This is a genomic window from Streptomyces sp. NPDC048277 (assembly GCF_040652235.1).
In the GTDB taxonomy this organism is placed as follows: domain Bacteria; phylum Actinomycetota; class Actinomycetes; order Streptomycetales; family Streptomycetaceae; genus Streptomyces.
Genome location: NZ_JBEZLQ010000007.1, coordinates 190,120 through 208,435 on the forward strand (window position 1 = coordinate 190,120; position 18,316 = coordinate 208,435).

At 68.1% G+C, this 18,316-nt stretch carries 7 protein-coding genes; all 7 read left to right on the top strand.

Annotation, left to right across the window (positions count from 1 at the left end; translation table 11 throughout):
• The first annotated feature begins 42 nt into the window (after nucleotides 1-42).
• The 7 genes from mfd (at nucleotide 43) to AB0D85_RS18055 (ending at nucleotide 18,219) form a co-directional block, all read left to right on the top strand.
• Complete coding sequence (mfd, locus tag AB0D85_RS18025) at nucleotides 43-3,576, top strand: transcription-repair coupling factor (RefSeq protein WP_362320878.1); 3,534 nt, start codon at nucleotides 43-45, stop codon at nucleotides 3,574-3,576.
• A 452-nt stretch (nucleotides 3,577-4,028) separates the two neighbouring features.
• Complete coding sequence (locus tag AB0D85_RS18030) at nucleotides 4,029-4,745, top strand: HNH endonuclease family protein (RefSeq protein ID WP_362320881.1); 717 nt, start codon at nucleotides 4,029-4,031, stop codon at nucleotides 4,743-4,745.
• Between the two features lie 249 nt (nucleotides 4,746-4,994).
• On the top strand, nucleotides 4,995-16,046 hold the full coding sequence (locus AB0D85_RS18035; protein ID WP_362320883.1) for a LamG-like jellyroll fold domain-containing protein: 11,052 nt from the start codon (nucleotides 4,995-4,997) through the stop codon (nucleotides 16,044-16,046).
• A 179-nt stretch (nucleotides 16,047-16,225) separates the two neighbouring features.
• Nucleotides 16,226-16,894, top strand: coding sequence for a hypothetical protein (locus AB0D85_RS18040; protein ID WP_362320887.1), 669 nt, complete (start codon nucleotides 16,226-16,228; stop codon nucleotides 16,892-16,894).
• 187 nt (nucleotides 16,895-17,081) lie between these two features.
• Nucleotides 17,082-17,429, top strand: coding sequence for a hypothetical protein (locus tag AB0D85_RS18045; RefSeq protein WP_362320890.1), 348 nt, complete (start codon nucleotides 17,082-17,084; stop codon nucleotides 17,427-17,429).
• Nucleotides 17,426-17,668: a hypothetical protein gene (locus tag AB0D85_RS18050; RefSeq protein WP_362320893.1), complete on the top strand. Its 243-nt coding sequence runs from the start codon at nucleotides 17,426-17,428 to the stop codon at nucleotides 17,666-17,668. The genes AB0D85_RS18045 and AB0D85_RS18050 overlap by 4 nt, the downstream gene beginning before the upstream one ends.
• An 86-nt stretch (nucleotides 17,669-17,754) precedes the next feature.
• Nucleotides 17,755-18,219, top strand: coding sequence for a hypothetical protein (locus AB0D85_RS18055; protein WP_362320896.1), 465 nt, complete (start codon nucleotides 17,755-17,757; stop codon nucleotides 18,217-18,219).
• Nucleotides 18,220-18,316 lie beyond the last annotated feature (97 nt).

The window sequence follows — 18,316 nt, forward strand, 5'->3', positions numbered from 1 at the left end:
GGGCCATTCGCGTTGCCCACCCCCGGACGAAAGCCGCCCTGAATGAGCCTGCACGGTCTGCTCGACGCCGTAGTCAAGGACGCCGCACTCGCCGAAGCGATCAAGGCGGCCACGGACGGCAACCGCATGCACGTCGACCTGGTCGGCCCCCCGGCGTCCCGCCCCCTCGCGGTCGCCGCCCTCGCCCGCGAGGCCGGCCGCCCCGTGCTCGCGGTCACCGCCACCGGCCGCGAGGCCGAGGACCTGGCGGCCGCCCTGCGTTCGCTGCTGCCGTCGGAGGGCGTCGTCGAGTACCCCTCCTGGGAGACGCTCCCGCACGAGCGGCTCAGCCCGCGCAGCGACACCGTCGGCCGCCGCCTCGCCGTTCTGCGCCGCCTCGCCCACCCCAGGCCCGACGACCCCGAGACCGGCCCCGTCTCCGTCGTCGTCGCGCCCGTACGATCCGTGCTCCAGCCGCAGGTCAAGGGCCTCGGCGACCTGGAGCCGGTGGCGCTGCGCACCGGGCAGAGCGCCGACCTGAACAACGTCGTCGAAGCCCTCGCCGCGGCCGCCTACGCGCGCGTGGAGCTCGTCGAGAAGCGCGGCGAGTTCGCCGTCCGCGGCGGCATCCTGGACGTCTTCCCGCCCACCGAGGAACACCCCCTGCGCGTGGAGTTCTGGGGCGACGACGTCGAGGAGATCCGCTACTTCAAGGTCGCCGACCAGCGCTCCCTGGAGGTCGCCGAGCACGGCCTGTGGGCGCCGCCCTGCCGCGAGCTGCTGCTCACCGACGACGTCCGCGCACGCGCGCGTGCCCTCGCCGAGGCCCACCCCGAGCTGGGCGAACTGCTCAACAAGATCGCCGAGGGGATCGCGGTCGAGGGCATGGAGTCCCTCGCCCCGGTCCTGGTCGACGACATGGAACTGCTGCTCGACGTGCTGCCCAAGGGCGCGATGGCCGTCGTCTGCGATCCGGAGCGGGTACGCACGCGTGCCGCCGACCTGGTGGCCACCAGCCAGGAGTTCCTCCAGGCCTCCTGGGCGGCCACCGCGAGCGGCGGCGAGGCGCCCATCGACGTCGGCGCGGCCTCCCTGTGGTCCATCGCGGACGTCCGCGACCGCGCACGCGAGCTGGACATGATGTGGTGGTCGGTGTCGCCGTTCGCCGCCGACGAGGAGCTGTCCGCCGACACCCTCAAGCTCGGCATGCACGCCCCCGAGACCTACCGCGGCGACACCGCGAAGGCCCTCGCCGACACCAAGGGCTGGCTGGCCGACGGCTGGCGCACGGTCTTCGTGACCGAGGGCCACGGCCCCGCCTCCCGCACGGTCGAGGTGCTCGGCGGCGAGGGCATCGCGGCCCGCCTGGACGTCGACCTGGCCGAGCTGAGCGCCTCGGTCGTGCACGTGTCGTGCGGCTCGATCGACTACGGCTTCGTCGACCCGGCGCTCAGACTCGCCGTCCTCACCGAGACCGACCTGTCAGGGCAGAAGGCGGCCGGCAAGGACGGCGCCCGGATGCCCGCCCGCCGCCGCAAGACCATCGACCCGCTCACCCTGGAGCCGGGCGACTACATCGTCCACGAGCAGCACGGCGTCGGCCGCTACATCGAGATGGTGCAGCGCACCGTCCAGGGCGCCACCCGCGAGTACCTGGTCGTCGAGTACGCCCCCGCCAAGCGCGGCCAGCCCGGCGACCGGCTGTACATCCCCACCGACCAGCTGGAGCAGATCACCAAGTACGTCGGCGGCGAGGCGCCCACCCTGCACCGCCTCGGCGGCGCGGACTGGACGAAGACCAAGGCGCGCGCCAAGAAGGCCGTCAAGGAGATCGCCGCCGACCTGATCAAGCTCTACAGCGCGCGCATGGCCGCGCCCGGACACGCCTTCGGCGGGGACACGCCCTGGCAGCGCGAGCTGGAGGACGCGTTCCCGTACGCGGAGACCCCCGACCAGCTGACCACCATCGCCGAGGTCAAGGAGGACATGGAGAAGTCGATCCCCATGGACCGCCTGATCTGCGGCGACGTCGGCTACGGCAAGACGGAGATCGCGGTGCGGGCCGCCTTCAAGGCCGTCCAGGACGGCAAGCAGGTCGCCGTCCTCGTGCCCACGACCCTGCTGGTGCAGCAACACTTCGGGACGTTCTCCGAGCGGTACTCGCAGTTCCCGGTGAGCGTGAAGGCGCTCTCCCGCTTCCAGACCGACACCGAGGCGAAGGCGACCCTGGAGGGTCTCCACGAGGGCGCGGTCGACGTCGTCATCGGCACGCACCGGCTGTTCTCCTCGGAGACCAAGTTCAAGGACCTCGGCCTGGTCATCGTCGACGAGGAGCAGCGCTTCGGCGTCGAGCACAAGGAGCAGCTGAAGAAGCTGCGCGCCAACGTCGACGTGCTGACCATGTCCGCCACCCCGATCCCGCGCACCCTGGAGATGGCGGTCACCGGCATCCGCGAGATGTCCACGATCACCACGCCCCCGGAGGAGCGCCACCCCGTGCTCACCTTCGTCGGGCCGTACGAGGAGAAGCAGATCGGCGCGGCCATCCGCCGCGAACTGCTGCGCGAGGGCCAGGTCTTCTACATCCACAACCGGGTGGAGTCCATCGACCGCGCGGCGGCCCGACTCCGCGAGATCGTCCCCGAGGCGCGCATCGCGACGGCCCACGGCCAGATGTCGGAGTCGGCGCTCGAGCAGGTCGTCGTCGACTTCTGGGAGAAGAAGTTCGACGTCCTCGTCTCGACGACGATCGTCGAGTCCGGCATCGACATCTCCAACGCCAACACACTGATCGTCGAACGCGGCGACACCTTCGGCCTCTCCCAGCTGCACCAGCTGCGCGGCCGCGTCGGCCGGGGCCGCGAGCGCGGGTACGCGTACTTCCTCTACCCGCCGGAGAAGCCGCTCACCGAGACCGCGCACGAACGCCTCGCCACCATCGCCCAGCACACCGAGATGGGCGCCGGCATGTACGTGGCGATGAAGGACCTGGAGATCCGCGGCGCCGGAAACCTGCTCGGCGGCGAGCAGTCCGGACACATCGCCGGCGTCGGCTTCGACCTGTACGTCCGCATGGTCGGCGAGGCCGTGGCCGACTACCGGCGGCAGCTGGAGACCGGCGAGATCGAGGAGGAGCCGCCGCTCGAGGTCAAGATCGAGCTGCCCGTCGACGCCCACGTCCCGCACGACTACGCGCCCGGCGAGCGGCTGCGCCTCCAGGCGTACCGTTCCATCGCCTCCGCCAACTCCGAGGACGACATCAGGGCGGTCCGCGAGGAACTCACCGACCGCTACGGCAAGCTGCCCGAACCGGTGGAGAACCTCCTCCTGGTCGCCGGTCTGCGGATGCTCGCGCGCGCGTGCGAGGTCGGCGAGATCGTCCTCCAGGGCACCAACATCCGGTTCGCGCCGGTGGAGCTGCGCGAGTCGCAGGAGCTGCGGGTCAAGCGCCTGTACCCGGGGACCGTCATCAAGCCGGCCGTCCACCAGCTGCTGGTGCCCCGCCCGAAGACCGCGAAGGTGGGCGGAAAGCCGCTGGTCGGGCGGGAACTGCTGGGCTGGGTCGGCGAGTTCCTGGCGTCGATCCTGGGGTCGTAGCGTCGATCCTGGGGTCGTAGCGTCGCTCCCGGGGTCGTAGCGTCGCCCCGGGGACGGGGGGAGTAACACCGGCGGACGCGGCCCGGTCCCGCGGCACCGGCCGCCGGCACCGGCCGCGCCGCTCCCCATACCCATGGCGGGCGACGCCTGCAGTCAAGTCCGCCTGCGGGGTGAGCGGCGAGGGGTGGAGCGGGGCGGGAGCCGGGCCGTGTTCGCCTCCCTGCCGGGCGTGAACCGTGTAGGCCGGGGCATTCGGATCCGGTGGGGCGTGAGCGGGCGCGTCGGTATATCGATCGGGCTTCAAGGCTGCGTCAACACGGCGAGGATTAGGGCAAGTTGTGCGTATTGGCCGCATTGGATGCCATCTGGCCCGAACCGTCTGGCGGTTACCGTGGGACCAGGAGAGATCCGCCCGTACGGAGGCGGATCGGGGTAAGCAAGAGGGGGCGCATGTGGCGCGTCTGAGGGGCGGGGCGGTCGCCGTCGGCGTCATGGTCTTCGCCGTGGCCGGCTGTACGGACCTGCAGGACAAGGGGACTTCGGGCGCCCCGGGCACCGGAAGCGGGGGAGTGGCCCTGACCGCCGCCGACTCGCTGACCGTCAAGGGCCGGGCGCCGAAGACCGGGTACACCCGGACCAAGTTCGGCTCCGCCTGGGCGGACACCGACTCCAACTCCTGCGACACCCGGAGCGACATACTCAAGCGCGACCTGAAGGACGTGAAGTTCACCGACGGGGACTGCAAGGTCTCCTACGGTCTGCTGGACCCGGACCCCTACTCCGGCAAGAAGGTCACCTACCGGCGCGGCCGCAGCCTGGTCGACATAGACCACCTCGTCGCGCTCTCGGACGCCTGGCAGAAGGGCGCGAAGTACTGGGACGCCAGCAAGCGCATAGCCCTGGCCAACGACCCGCTGAACCTCCTGGCCGTCGACGCGAGCGCCAACCGTGGCAAGGGGGACGGCGACACGGCCACCTGGCTGCCGTCCAACAGCTCCTACCGCTGCACCTATGTCGCCGCGCAGGTGGCCGTGAAGAAGAAGTACGGCCTGTGGGTGACCGCCGCCGAGAAGACCGCGATGAAGAAGGTCCTCGCCACCTGCCCGGGGCAGAAACTCCCCTCGGGCGGCAACCCGACCAAGGCGCCGTCGCGTTTCAAGGCGCGTTGAGACACCGGCCGTGCATGGCAAACACAAAACGCAGCCACAAGTGCATAACAGCTTCACGTAACGACCATGATGAGATAGTAAGGAAATAATAAAGCCCAAAAGGCGTCAGTCGCGATAAGTCAGGGCCGGTTCGGTAAGGACCGGTCAAGATCGTTCAAGGGCTTCTCTTCCCTTCTATTCACGGCGTGTCCACGACAGGCAGGATCACTGCGTTTTTGTTGCCGCTCCTCGCCTGTTGGAGTCATCACCGTGCGCATCCGGCCGTTCCGCCGTGCCCGCTCCGCCCGCAGCACCCAGCGCCGACGCCGCTTGGCCGCGCTCCTCGCTCTGGTCGGACTGGCGCTGACGCTGACGACCCAGCAGGCCGCGGCGGCGGGCGCGGTGCTCGGATCCGTAGAGCTGCCCAGCCTCAGCCTGAAGTCGCTGGCGTCCTGGTTCGAGGACCCGCACTGGGGCAGGCTGCCGCACCAGCAGTCCGGCACGGCCGCGGGCAGGAAGCACCACGTCTCCGCCGAGGCCACCGCCGCCCACCGCGGCAAGGGCCGGAAACCGGGCAAGGGCCACGGCGAGCTGTCCGCCTACCACGCGCACAACGCCCGGCCGGCGCACGGCCGCAGCGGCGGCGGGCACTTCAACGCCAGGACGAGCAAGCGCAGCGCCACCGAGTCCACGCGCACCGAGACCGTGTACCAGAACGCGGACGGCAGCACCACCCGCGAGATGTACACCAGCCCGGTGAACTACCAGGTGGGCAAGGGCAGATGGGCGCCCATCGACGTGGACCTGCGGGCCGGCCCCGACGGCCGCTGGCACGAGAAGGCCAACTCCCTCGGCGTCGACTTCGCCGCCGACGCCACCGACTCCGCCCTCGCCTCCCTCACCGACGGCAAGGGCCACCGCGTCGCCTACGCCCTCAAGGGCGCCGCCTCCGTCAAGGGCACCGCCGACGGCTCCACCGTCACGTACCACGACGTCCTCGCCGACACCGACCTCGCGCTGGCCCCGACCGCCACCGGCGTCAAGGAGTCCGTGGTCCTCGGCTCCGCCGACGCCGGCAACACCTGGACCTTCCCCCTCACCCTCAAGGGCCTCACGCCCGTCCAGCAGCAGAACGGCTGGACCGACCTGCGCGACCCGGCCGGCCGGACCGTCGAGCGCATCCCTCCGGCGTACGCCTACGACTCGAAGGTGAACCCGCGCTCCGGGGACCCGGCCACCACCCACGACGTCACCACCGAACTCGTCCGCACCGGCAGCGGTTACGCGCTGAAGATCACCCTGGACGAGGGCTGGCTGCACAGCGCCGAGCGCGTCTTCCCGGTCGCCGTCGACCCCACCGTCGACGACGGCTGGACCACCACCTACGCCGAGTCCGGCTACGCCGCCCAGGACCGCTCCTACGAGCAGACCATCAAGGTCGGCTCCTACGACTCCGGCACCCACAGCGCGATCAGCTTCGTCAACCACTGGGACACCGCCTGGGACGCCAGCGGCGCCACCGTCACCGAGTCCCACCTCGACGTCTTCGACACCTGGGCCGCCACCTGCACCGCCGAGCGGTTCGACGTCGCCCTGGTCACCGAGAAGTGGACCCCCGAGGGCGTCACCACGTACCCGGGTCCCGCCAAGGGCTCCTCCATCGGCAACCTCACCCCGAGCGTGCCCAACGCCTGCGCCAACACCTCCGCCGACCGCACCGTCGGCGACTGGCTCCAGGTCCCGCTGTCCACGTCCGCCATCCAGGGCTGGTTCAGCGGCACCACCGCCGACTACGGCCTCGCGCTGTACGCCTCGACGAGCGACACCCTGCACTGGAAGCAGTTCGGCTCCTTCAACGACCCCGCGGACGGCCCGCACATCCTGGTCACCTACACCGGCAACACCGCGCCCCAGCTCTACGAGCAGTTCCCGGCCGACAACGCCGTGCAGTACACCACCACGCCCGAGCTGACCGCCTGGGCCGGCGGCGCCAACTCCACCAGCGGCTCCGCCAACCAGTACCTCTTCCGCGTCTACGACTCCAGCGGCACCAAGGTCGCCGACTCCGGCCTGGTCTCCACCGGCGACTGGACCGTGCCCGCGGGCAAGCTGGCCTGGAACAAGAGCTACACCTGGACCGCGCAGGCGTACGACTCCACCACCGGCCTGTACTCCACCGCCACGCCGTACGCGATGTCCGTGGCGGTCCCGCAGACCGTCATCACCTCCGGACTGTCGCAGAACAGCAGCGACCACGGCTTCGACGCGACCAGCCGCAACTACACGACCAACGACACCGACGCGTCCATCTCCACCGTCGGCCCCTCCCTGGACGTCGAGCGCGACTACAACTCCCGCGACCCGCGCGCGACCGGAGCGTTCGGCGCGGGCTGGTCGAGCATCTTCGACGCGCGGGCCGTCGAGCACTACACCGCCTCCGGCGCGGTCTCCAGTGTCTTCGTCACCTATCCCGACGGCTCCGAGGTGGGCTACGGCAAGAACAGCGACGGCACCTTCACCCCCGGCAACGGACGCTTCGCCACCTTCCAGACGGTCACCGCCGGCGGCTACACGCTGACCGACAAGGACGACACCGTCTACGCCTTCACCAAGAGCCTGGGCTCCGGCGCCTACGGCCTGGACTCGGTCACCGACGCCAACGGCCGGTCCGTCGCCTTCACCTGGACCAGCGGTCACATCACCCTGATGAAGTCCGCCGTCTCCGGCCGCTCCCTCGCCCTGGGCTGGTCCACGCCCAGCGGCGCCTCGGCCGCGCACGTCGCCACCGTCACCACCGACCCCGTCACCGCGGGGAACTCGTCCACCACGGAGACGTGGAACTACGGCTACACCGGCGACCAGCTCACCACCGTGTGCTCGCCGCTGTCGACCACCAAGTGCACCGTCTACGGCTACACCAGCGGATCGCCGTACCAGACCGCCTCCCTCGACCTCGACCCGCACGCCTACTGGCCGCTGTCGGAGGCTTCCGGCACCACCATCGCCAAGGACGCGGTCGTCGCCAACGAGGGCACCACCGACGCCACCTACGAGAACGTCACCTCCGGCGCCGGCCCGCTGACCGGCTCCTCCGCCACGGCCGCCACCTTCAACGGCACCACCTCCGACATCGCGCTGCCCAAGAACCTCGGCAACGACACCGACTCCGGCGCGATATCCCTGTGGTTCAAGACCTCGGCCGGCCCCGGTGTCCTGTACTCCTACGCCTCACAGCCCATCAGCTCCGGCCAGGCGGCGGGCTTCTACACCCCGTCCGTCTACGTCGGCACCGACGGCAAGCTGAACGCCGAGTTCTGGTACAGCGGCGGCGAGAACCCGATCCAGACCTCCGCCTCGGTCGCCGACGGCAAGTGGCACCACGTCGTGCTGTCCGCGGCCGGCAACTCGCAGACCCTGTACCTGGACAACACCAAGATCGGCTCGCGGACCGGCACCGTCTCCATCAAGAGCGCGGACGCGTTCGGCAAGAACCAGGTCTACAACTACCTCGGCACCGGCTTCCTCGGCGGCGCCTGGCCCGACGAGCCGAACTACTCCACCTCGTCCTCGGCCGGCCTCGCCAGCTACTTCACCGGCTCCATCGCCGACGTCGCCTGGTACAGCCGCCCGCTGATGGCCGCCGACGTCAGCGACCTGTACAAGTACGGCACCCACAGCACCAGCCTGCTGAACTCGGTCAAGCGGCCGTCCGGCAAGACCTACGCCGCGATGACGTACGACACCGACTCCACCGCGCTCACCCAGCTCACCGACGAGAACGGCGGCGTGTGGAAGCTCGGCACGCCCACCGTCACCGGCTCCAGCGACACCTACCGCGGCGCGGTCCTCGGCGGCGCCCCCCTCCAGTACTACCGCTTCGGCGAGGCGGCGGGCGCGACCAGCGCGCTGGACGAGGTGCGCGGCGGCACCGGCACGTACAGCGCGGTGACACTCGGCGCGAGCGGCCCGTTCAGCGACCACACCACCGCCACCTTCGACGGCAGCACCTCGTACGTGGAGGTGCCCGCGTCCCTGCTGCACGCGAAGAGCGACCGCAGCGTCGAAATGTGGTTCAAGACCGCCACGCAGGGCGTCCTGATCGGCGACCAGTCCGTCGCCATCGCCGGCGCGACCTCCGCGTCCGGCACCTGGACACCGGTGCTGTACGTCGGCAGCGACGGCAAACTGCACGGCCACTTCTGGTCCGGCAGCGGCTCGGGCTCCACGGCGTTCGGCTCCACCGGCACCGTCACCGACAACGCCTGGCACCATGTGGCGCTCACCGTGAGCGGCACCACCCAGACGATGTACCTGGACGGCATCAAGCAGGCCGACTACACCGGCGCGCCCAACGACCAGTCCAACAAGCACCTCTACATCGGCGCCGGTTTCGCCAAGAGCTGGCTGGACACACCGGGCGAGGTCAGCCACTTCACCGGCTCCATCGCCGAGGTGGCGTTCTACGGCACCGGCCTCACCCAGGACGACGTCGACGCCCATGTCGAGGCCGCCAAGGACTCCACCGGCCTGCTCCCGGTCAAGACGGTCAAGGTCACCACCCCGACCACCGCCACCACCACCTACACCTACGACGTCCTGCACGACGACCGGGAGCTGAGCGAGACCGACGCCCTCGGCAACACCACCCGCTTCGGCTACGACACCGCCGGCTTCGAGCACACCGTCACCGACCCCAACGGGGCGATGACCACCACCGGCCACGACGTGCGCGGCAACATCGTCTCCTCGACGACCTGCCAGGACCAGGCCGCCGACAAGTGCAACACCGAGTACTACACGTACTACCCCGACGACACCACGGCCCAGCTGACCACCGCGGACCCGCGCAACGACCAGCTGCTGACCGAGCGGGACGGCCGCTCCTCGTCCGCGACGGACAACACCTACCTGACGTCGTACACGTACGACTCGAAGGGCGACCAGACCGCCATCACCGGTCCCGCCGTCCCGGGCTTCCCGAGCGGCCGCACCACCGGCACCGAGTACAGCGACGGCACCAGCACCTACCCCTCCACCGACGGCGGCGTGGTCCCCGCCGGCCTGCCGGTCAAGACCACCAGCCCCGGCGGCGCCGTCAACAAGGTCGCCTACTACGCCGACGGCGACGTGGCCTCCACCACGGACGCCATCAGCCTGGTCACCTCGTACAACTACGACGGCCTGGGCCGCGTCACCAGCCAGAGCGTGGTCTCCGACACCTACCCCGGCGGTCTGGTCACGTCGTACAAGTACGACGCCGCCGACGAGGTGGTCGAGGAGCACGACCCGCAGATCACCGACCGGCGAAGCGGCGCCACCCATGCCGCGGTCACCAGCACGGTCTTCGACGACGACGGCAACGTCACCTCGCAGACCGTCGCCGACGCCAGCGGCGGCGACAAGTCCCGCACCCAGGCGTGGACCTACGACACCTACGACCACGTCCTGACGGAGTCCGACGCCAACGCCGCCGACGGCGCGAGCAACGGCAACACCGACACGTACACCTACGACTCCTCCGGCAACCGCACGAAGGAGGTCGCGTCCAACGGCGACGAGAACCGCTACACCTACGACGCCGAGGGCAACCTGCTCACCAAGGGCCTGATGTACACGGGCGACCCGGTGAACCCGGGGACCGCGAGCCTGCTCACCGAGGAGTCGCGCGCCTACGACCCCTCCGGCCGCCTGGCGTCCGTCACCGACGCCATGGGCAGCACCACGTCGTACACCTACACGGACGACGGCCTGCTCTCGACGGCGACGAAGAAGAGCGCCGACGGCACCGGCAGCTACGTCCTGGAGTCGGACTCCTACGACGCGGCCGGCAACATGGTCGCGCAGACCACGGACAACGGCGAGACGGTCACCGACTACACGGTCGACGCGGCCTCCCGCACCACCTCCACCACGGTCGACCCGACCGGCGTGGACCGCGTCACCAGCGTCTCGTACACGCCGGACGACCAGGTCGCCACCCAGAACGACCACGACTCCACCGGCGCCGACCGCACCGTCACCAGCACCTACGACGACATGGGCAACCTCCTCGGCGAGACGCTGTACGGGGACGCCTCCGGCCACCCCGCGGGCTGGTGGAAGCTGAACCAGACCACCGGCCGCTCCGTCACCGACTCCTCCGGCACCGGCAACACCGCCACCGCCGGCAGCGGCGTGACCTGGTCGGACGACGCCGCCCAGTTCAGCGGCGACACCTCCGGCAGCGGCGACATCATCGCCACCAACGGCCCGGTCCTGGACACCACCGCCTCCTACACCGTCTCGGCGTGGGTGAAGCTGCACGACACGTCCACCTTCCGGACCTTCGTCGCACAGGGCGGCACCAACCGGGCCTCCTTCTACCTGCAGTACGCGTCCAGCCAGGGCGCCTACCGCCTCATCTCCCCCAGCCAGGACTCCTCCGGCACCCCGTCGGCGTACTACAACGCCTCCGCCTCCAGCGCCCCGGCGCTGGACACCTGGACCCAACTGGTCGGCGTCTTCGACGCGTCGACCGGCACCATGAGCCTCTACGTCAACGGCTCCCTCGCCGGCACCGCCGCCAACACCTCACCGTGGACCGGCACCGGCCCGCTGACCATCGGCGGCATGAAGACCGCCGGCGGCACCGCCGGGAACGTCGTCAACGGAGCGGCCGGCAACGTCCAGACCTACCAGCGCGCGCTGTCCGCCTCCGAGATCTCCTCCCTCTACGGCAAGGGCCGTTCGGGCGGCACGGTCGGCTCCTCCGACCAGCAGACCACCAAGTGGACATACGACAAGCGCGGCCTGCCGACGTCCATGACCGACGCCGACACCGACACGACCAACTACGCCTACGACGAGGCGGGCAATCTCGCGCTGACCACCGCCCCGGCCGTGCAGGTGGAGAAGGACGGCACCACCCCGGACACCGAGCGCCCGACGACCACCTCCGGGTTCAACACCTTCGGCGAGGCGGTCGAGGAGCAGGACCCGGACGGCAACACCACGACCACGGCGTACGACGCGGACGGCAACAAGGTCTCCGAGACCCTGCCGTCGTACACCCCGGCGGGAGCCGCGTCGCCGAACGCGGGCACCACGGTGTGGACGTACGACAGCCAGGGCAACCAGACCTCGGTCACCACCCCGGGCGGCAGGACGACGTCGTACCTGTACGACCAGATCGGCGACCTCGCCCAGATCACCGAGCCGGACACCACGAAGACGCACGCCACCTACGACGCGGCCGGCGACCAGCTGACCGCGACGGACGGCACCGGCGCCCAGACGCAGGCGACCTACGACTTCCTCGGCCGCCAGCTCACCCAGACCACCCTGGAGCGCTACCCGTCGACGCGCACGCTGACGACGCACTCCTCCTACGCGGTCACCACGGGCAACCCGTACGGGGCACACCTGTCCTCGGCGACGTCCCCCGCCGGGGTCGTGACGTCGTACGGCTACAACCGGGCCGGTGACACCACCTCGGTCACGGACGGCGCGGGCAACACGACCCGCTACACCTACGACTTCGCTGGCAACCAGCAGAAGACGATCCTCGCGGACAACACCTACACCCAGACGGACTACAACGCCTCCGGCGACCCGGCGCAGACCACGCAGTACGACGCGAACGGCACCGTCCTCGCGCAGTCCTCGATGACCTACGACGGCGTCGGCAACGTCACCTCGGTCACGGACGCCCGCCAGCACACCAGCCACTTCAGCTACGACGCGGCGGGCACGGTCACCCAGGAGATACAGCCGGTCGACGACACGACGTCGATCACGACGACGTTCGGCTACGACGCGGCCGGCAACCGCACCCGGTTCACCGACGGCCGCGGCAACTCCTGGCGCTACACGTACACACCGTGGGGCCAGCAGGAGAAGGTGATCGCGCCGACGACGGCGCAGTACACGTCGGCGGCCGACTCGACGACGACCTACGCGTACGACAACGACGGCCGGCTGACGAACGTGACGCTGCCCGGCGGTGTGACGACGTCGATGTCCTACGACTCCGTCGGCCAGCTCAAGTCGATGTCCGGCTCCGGCGCGGACGCGGCCACGGCCACCCGCAGCTTCACCTACGACTCGGACGGCCGGGTCCTCTCGGCGGACACGGCCGAGGCGGGCACCACGGGCGCGGCCGACCACCAGGCGTCCACGCACGACGCGTTCACGTACGACGACCGCGGCGACCTGCTGACGGCGTCGGGTTCGGCAGGCTCCTCCAACTTCGGCTACAACGACGACAGCCAGCTGCTGTCGCGCACGGACGCGGCGGGCACGACGAGCTACGGCTACGACACCGCGGGCAGGCTGTCGTCGCTGAACGACGCGGCGACGGGCACGCAGCTGACGTACTCGTACGACAACCTGGACGAGGTGTCGTCGATCAAGTACGGGTCGACGGGCCAGACCAGGTCGTTCACGTACAACACCGCGCACGAGCTGACCGCCGACACCCTGGTCCAGGGCGCGTCGACGGTGGCGAGCTTCGCCTACGGCTACGACAAGAACGGCAACCTGACGTCGAAGACGACGACGGGCGTCACGGGCGCGTCGGCCAACACGTACACCTACGACTACGCGAACCGCCTCACGTCGTGGAACAACGGCACCACGACCACGTCGTACGCGTACGACGCGTCGGGCAACCGGATCCGCAACGGCGCGGACGTCTACACCTACGACGCACGCGACCAGCTGACGTCGGACGGCGTGAACTCCTACGCGTACTCGGCGCGCGGGACGATGACGCAACAGTCGTCCACGTCGGGCACGGTGGCGCTGAAGGCGGACGCGTTCGGCGGCCAGATCGTGGCGGGCTCGCAGTCGTACACGCTGGACGCGACGGGCCGGAACATCACGGACACGAACACGACCGAGGGCACGTCGCGCACCTTCGCCTACTCGGGCGCGGACAACACGATCGCGTCGGACGGCGACACGAGCTACACCTACGATCCCTCGGGCGGCCTGGTCGGCATCAAGGCGACCGGCGGGACCGGCGCGCTGGCCCTCACGGACCAGCACGCGGACGTGGTCGGCACGTTCGCCTCGGGCGCGACGACACTGTCCGGTTCGACGACGTACAGCCCCCTGGGCAAGGTCCTCGCGTCGACGTCGACGGCCGGCCACCTCGGCTTCCAGTCCGGCTGGACCGAACCGGGCAGCGGTGACGTCGGCACCGCCTCACGCTGGTACGACCCGGACACGGGCCAGTTCCTGAACAAGGACAGCGTGTCGCTCGACGCGGTGCCGAACTCGGTGTCGGCGAACCCGTTCGCCTACGTCAACGACAACCCGATGGCGGGGACGGACGAGTCGGGCCAGTGCTCCATGTGGGACCTGGTCTGCGGCGTTCAGAAGGTCGCCCATCACGTCTCGCACGCCTACCACGCGGCCAAGCGCGCGGTGACGCACGTGTACCACCGGGCGAAGGCCGCGGTGCACCGTGTGATCAAGAGGGTGAAGCACGTGGTGCACAAGGTGGTGCACTACGTGCATGACGTGTACCGGGCGTCGGTGCGCTATACGCATCGCGTCTACCACTACGCGGCCCGGCACGTCAGACGCGTGGTTCGGGCCGCGGTGCACGCGGTGCACTCCGCGTACCACCGGGTCTCCCATGCGGTGCACCGTGTGGTGCACGCGGTCGAGAAGGCCGCGCACAAGGTCGCCCATGTGGTGCGGAAGGCCGCCCACGCGGTCGCCCATACGGCGCGGACGGCCTACCACGCGACGGTGAAGGCGGTGAAGGCGACCGAGAAGTTCGTCAAGCACCACGAAGCCGCCATCGCCTCGATCGTGGTCTCCACGGCGGTGTTCGCCGGCTGCGAGGCGGCCACGTGGGGAGTCGGCACGGTCGGCTGCGCGGCACTGGCAGGCGCGGCGGGTTCCCTCGTGGAGCAGGGCTTCAAGTGCGCGGACAACGGCGGCGGCGACTGCAGTGTGGGCGCGTTCGCGGGCTCGGCGGTCGAGGGCGCGGCGGCCGGTGCGGTGGGCGGCGCCCTGGGCGAACTGGGTGGCCAACTCCTGGCGAAGGCGGCCCCCAAGGCGATGAGCGCGGTGGGCGGCCTGTTCGGCAAGGGGGCCGCGGAAGCGGGGGAGTCGGCAGCCGCAGACGCCACGGACGGGGCGGCTTCGGCGGGCGAGGCGGAGTCGGCGGGGACGCATGCGCAGTCGCATTCGAATGAGCCGGCGGCGGAGGAGTCGGGCGCGAGCTGCCCGATTCCGCACAGCTTCACTGGATCGACCCGGGTGCTGATGGCGGACGGTTCGACGAAGGCCATCGACCACGTCAAGCTCGGCGACACGATCGCCAACTCGGTGCCGGGTGTGAAGGGCACGGAGGCGCACAAGGTCACGGCGGTGATCGTGACGTACACCGACCACGACTTCGTGGACCTGACCATCAAGCAGACGGCCTCCGAGGCGACGGCCAAGTCGACGCTGAAGGCGGGGGCGAAGGCCCTGGCCGGGAAGATCGCCAAGAAGGCGGCGCGTAAGGCGGCGTTCGGCCTGGCGGCCTCCGCGGCGGTGCTGGGCGCGCTGTCGGCGGGCCACGGCCACGCCACGGCCGACCAGCCGACGACGGCGACGGTAGCGGCGGTCAGCGACGCGACCAAGGCTCACCACGCCAAGGTCGCGGAGACCGCAGGGAACCGGGACGCGCGTCTGACGACGACGTTCCACCACCCCTTCTACGACGAGACCCAGTCGGCCTTCGTCGAGGCCAAGGACCTCAAGGCCGGCGACGTCCTCCAGACCCCGACCGGCACCGCCGAGGTCACGGGTGTGCGCCTGTACCACGCACACACCACGACCTACGACCTCACGATCGGCACCCTTCATACCTACTACGTGGAAGCTGGGGACACGCCCGTCCTCGTCCACAATATTTCGCTTCCCTGTCCAGAGGATCAGGAAGCGGGCCTGGAGAAGGCCAAGAACGCGGCCTCTCGGTTCAGGGAACCTGGAGGTATGTCCGGGTACACGGAATTGGACAACGGCGTTTCTTCCAATCTTTCTTCGGGTGGAGACGGCCGTAACCTCCGGCCTGACTGGGAGGCGCCGCCGGGGACGACAGACAAGAATTTCCATCATCTGGAAAATCAGACGGCAGCACTGATGCGTAAGACAGGAGCCAAAGAAGGGTATTTGTACCTGCACAAGGCTGAGGGGGCTGCTTACGGGCCTTGCCCTGGAGTGGATGGGTGTCTGGCCAACATGCGGGCCATGCTTCCGGAAGGAGCCAAGTTGATGATCATATGGCGAAATGCTGCCGGTCGTATCGAAAATCGAGTCTTTGTGGGCGGTGCGGATTAATTACATGGGGGAGAAACCTCTCCCCGCTTCACCGCTCAGGCTGGGTTAAAATCAACACGCAACGTCGCTGATAGATCGCGGTTGAAACACAGCGCTCGCGGGACGAACCAAGAGGACGTCGTGCGAGCGCTGTGTCTGATGGTAAGCGAGTATGGTTGCATCTGCGCTACCATGTGGGGATGATTGATCCGGCAGACATTGACATCTCTAACTTCCTGACCAAATGGTATGGCGTTCCTGATTCTAAGGAGCAGGAACGGTCTCACTGTGCATGGCTACCCGATCCGCTCAGAAGTTGGTATGACCTCATCGGACGCTGGACAAAATTTCTGTCAGCGGGTGTTCGAATTTATGATCCTCAGCAGATCCGGGTGGATAAGGGGAAGGCCGTGTTTATGGCCGACTCAACCGGGGACTGGTTCTGGGCTTTCGATGCCAAAGATTTGAAGACTGTTTACGAAGCCGAATTGCGTGGTGAATGGCGGCTGATTCCCGAGTCCCTCCCAGAGTTCCTTGTTCATCTGACGCTAATGGTGGCAGCTGACACTGCGAACTGTGCTCGACTGTGCTCCCAAGTGTCCAATGAAACTCTGCCTGCGGTGCTGGTGGCAATGGAGGAAATCGGATTTGGTGGCTGGAGATGGCCTCGTCCGGGTCGTCGAATGTTCATGAGTGAAAAATTGATTGCGAACGTTGGACCGGCGATGGATTTTAGGGCACCATGGCGCAATAGGGAGGGTTTCTCTTCTGTCGGCATTTCCGGAATTAACCAACAAGATCTTGAGTATTTGGACGGTATCACCTCGATCAAATGGGTGATTCCTGATCTGGGCGACTGTGTTTCGTAGATTGTGTGACAATTTTCCCAACTGGAATTGCTTCACTGTGAGCCCTGTCTCCGAGAGTGTTTTCTCGAAGATCTATGCGCTTTGCGCCGCGACATTGGTTACGCTCATCGAGGTTCCTGAACGGTGCCTCCAATTTTCGTTCCGGTGGGGAAAATGGTGGTTCGCATTCAGGTGAGGCGGGTGAACGGTGAAGGTCACCATGGACCTCGCGCGCCGGATCGAGCGGTTCCGTGTGGTGTTGGAACGGTTCGGGCCCATCGTGGAAGCAGGGCTTTCGCGGGAGTGGACCGAGACAGTCTCGAACGAGCCTGACTGGTTGGCATTGCGTGACCTGATGTCGAGGTTGCATGACGAATCCTCCCCGGTGAGAATCGATGATGTCGCCAGTCTTCTGGAGTGCATTGGAAATCTTCTTGATCTGTGGGACGAGGATCCGATGGCATCTACCTACTATCCCTACAAGGCTGCTGAACTGATCGAGCTACATGGCCGAATGGTTACCGGAGATCTTTCTGACAACGCACGGTTGGTTTGAACGAGTGGCTCGGTCGCTTTGCCCGTCACGTCGACTGGCAGATGGCCAAAAGCGGGATGAATCTGGAAGATCAGCAACGCTTCGCTACTCTTGAGGAATCGCTGAAGGTGGAGCGGCAGCAACTGGATGGAACGGACGTAGCTGCTTTCCGCAGGGCGATGGAAGCGTCGCAACGAGAAGCAGACCGATACGTCGAAGCGCTGCGTTCGGCTCTCGCCGATTCTCTCGGGCCTCGGTGAAGTAGCGCGCCCAAACGATGTCGGCGCTCCCTCAGTAGTTCCTGATGCGATAGTTCTCACCCTCAACCGAGTCGGCGGAATGCCAGATGCAACTCGAACGGGCAGAGGGGCATCTCGCGGAGTCCGGCGGCGGTGTCGGTGTGGTCGGCGGCTCGGAAGTGGGGGATGGCGAGGTGGAGGTGGGTGCTGAAGTGTGGTCTTACACGGTTGAACACGATGATCTCGTCATCCCGGTGGGGCCGGCCGGGAACGAGGAGAACATAAGGCTTGCCCTGGAGACTCTCATCATTCCGTTCGGGACTAGAGCGGAAAGTGCAGAGATCTACCTTCGAGAGTGGCGGAGGATGTGGCAAAGCTTTAAATCCGAGTACATTCTCGGGACGGCTAGTGCGACCGTGAAAAGAGTCGACTCGGGCCAGGTCGAGATTGGGGATTTTTACGGGCAGTTCGAGACGTGCATCATGAACGTGGAAGAATTTGAGCGTTCATTGGAATTCTTGATCCATTTTCTGAGGCTTCGGCATTCGCGATCGGCTGACCCCAGGAAATAGAGCGCCCGATGATATGTCGAAGTCCGAAGGAGACCAGCATCGTGCCATTCCTCAGAAAGGACCAGCACCCCGGAAAACGGAGCGCCCCGCCCGTTGC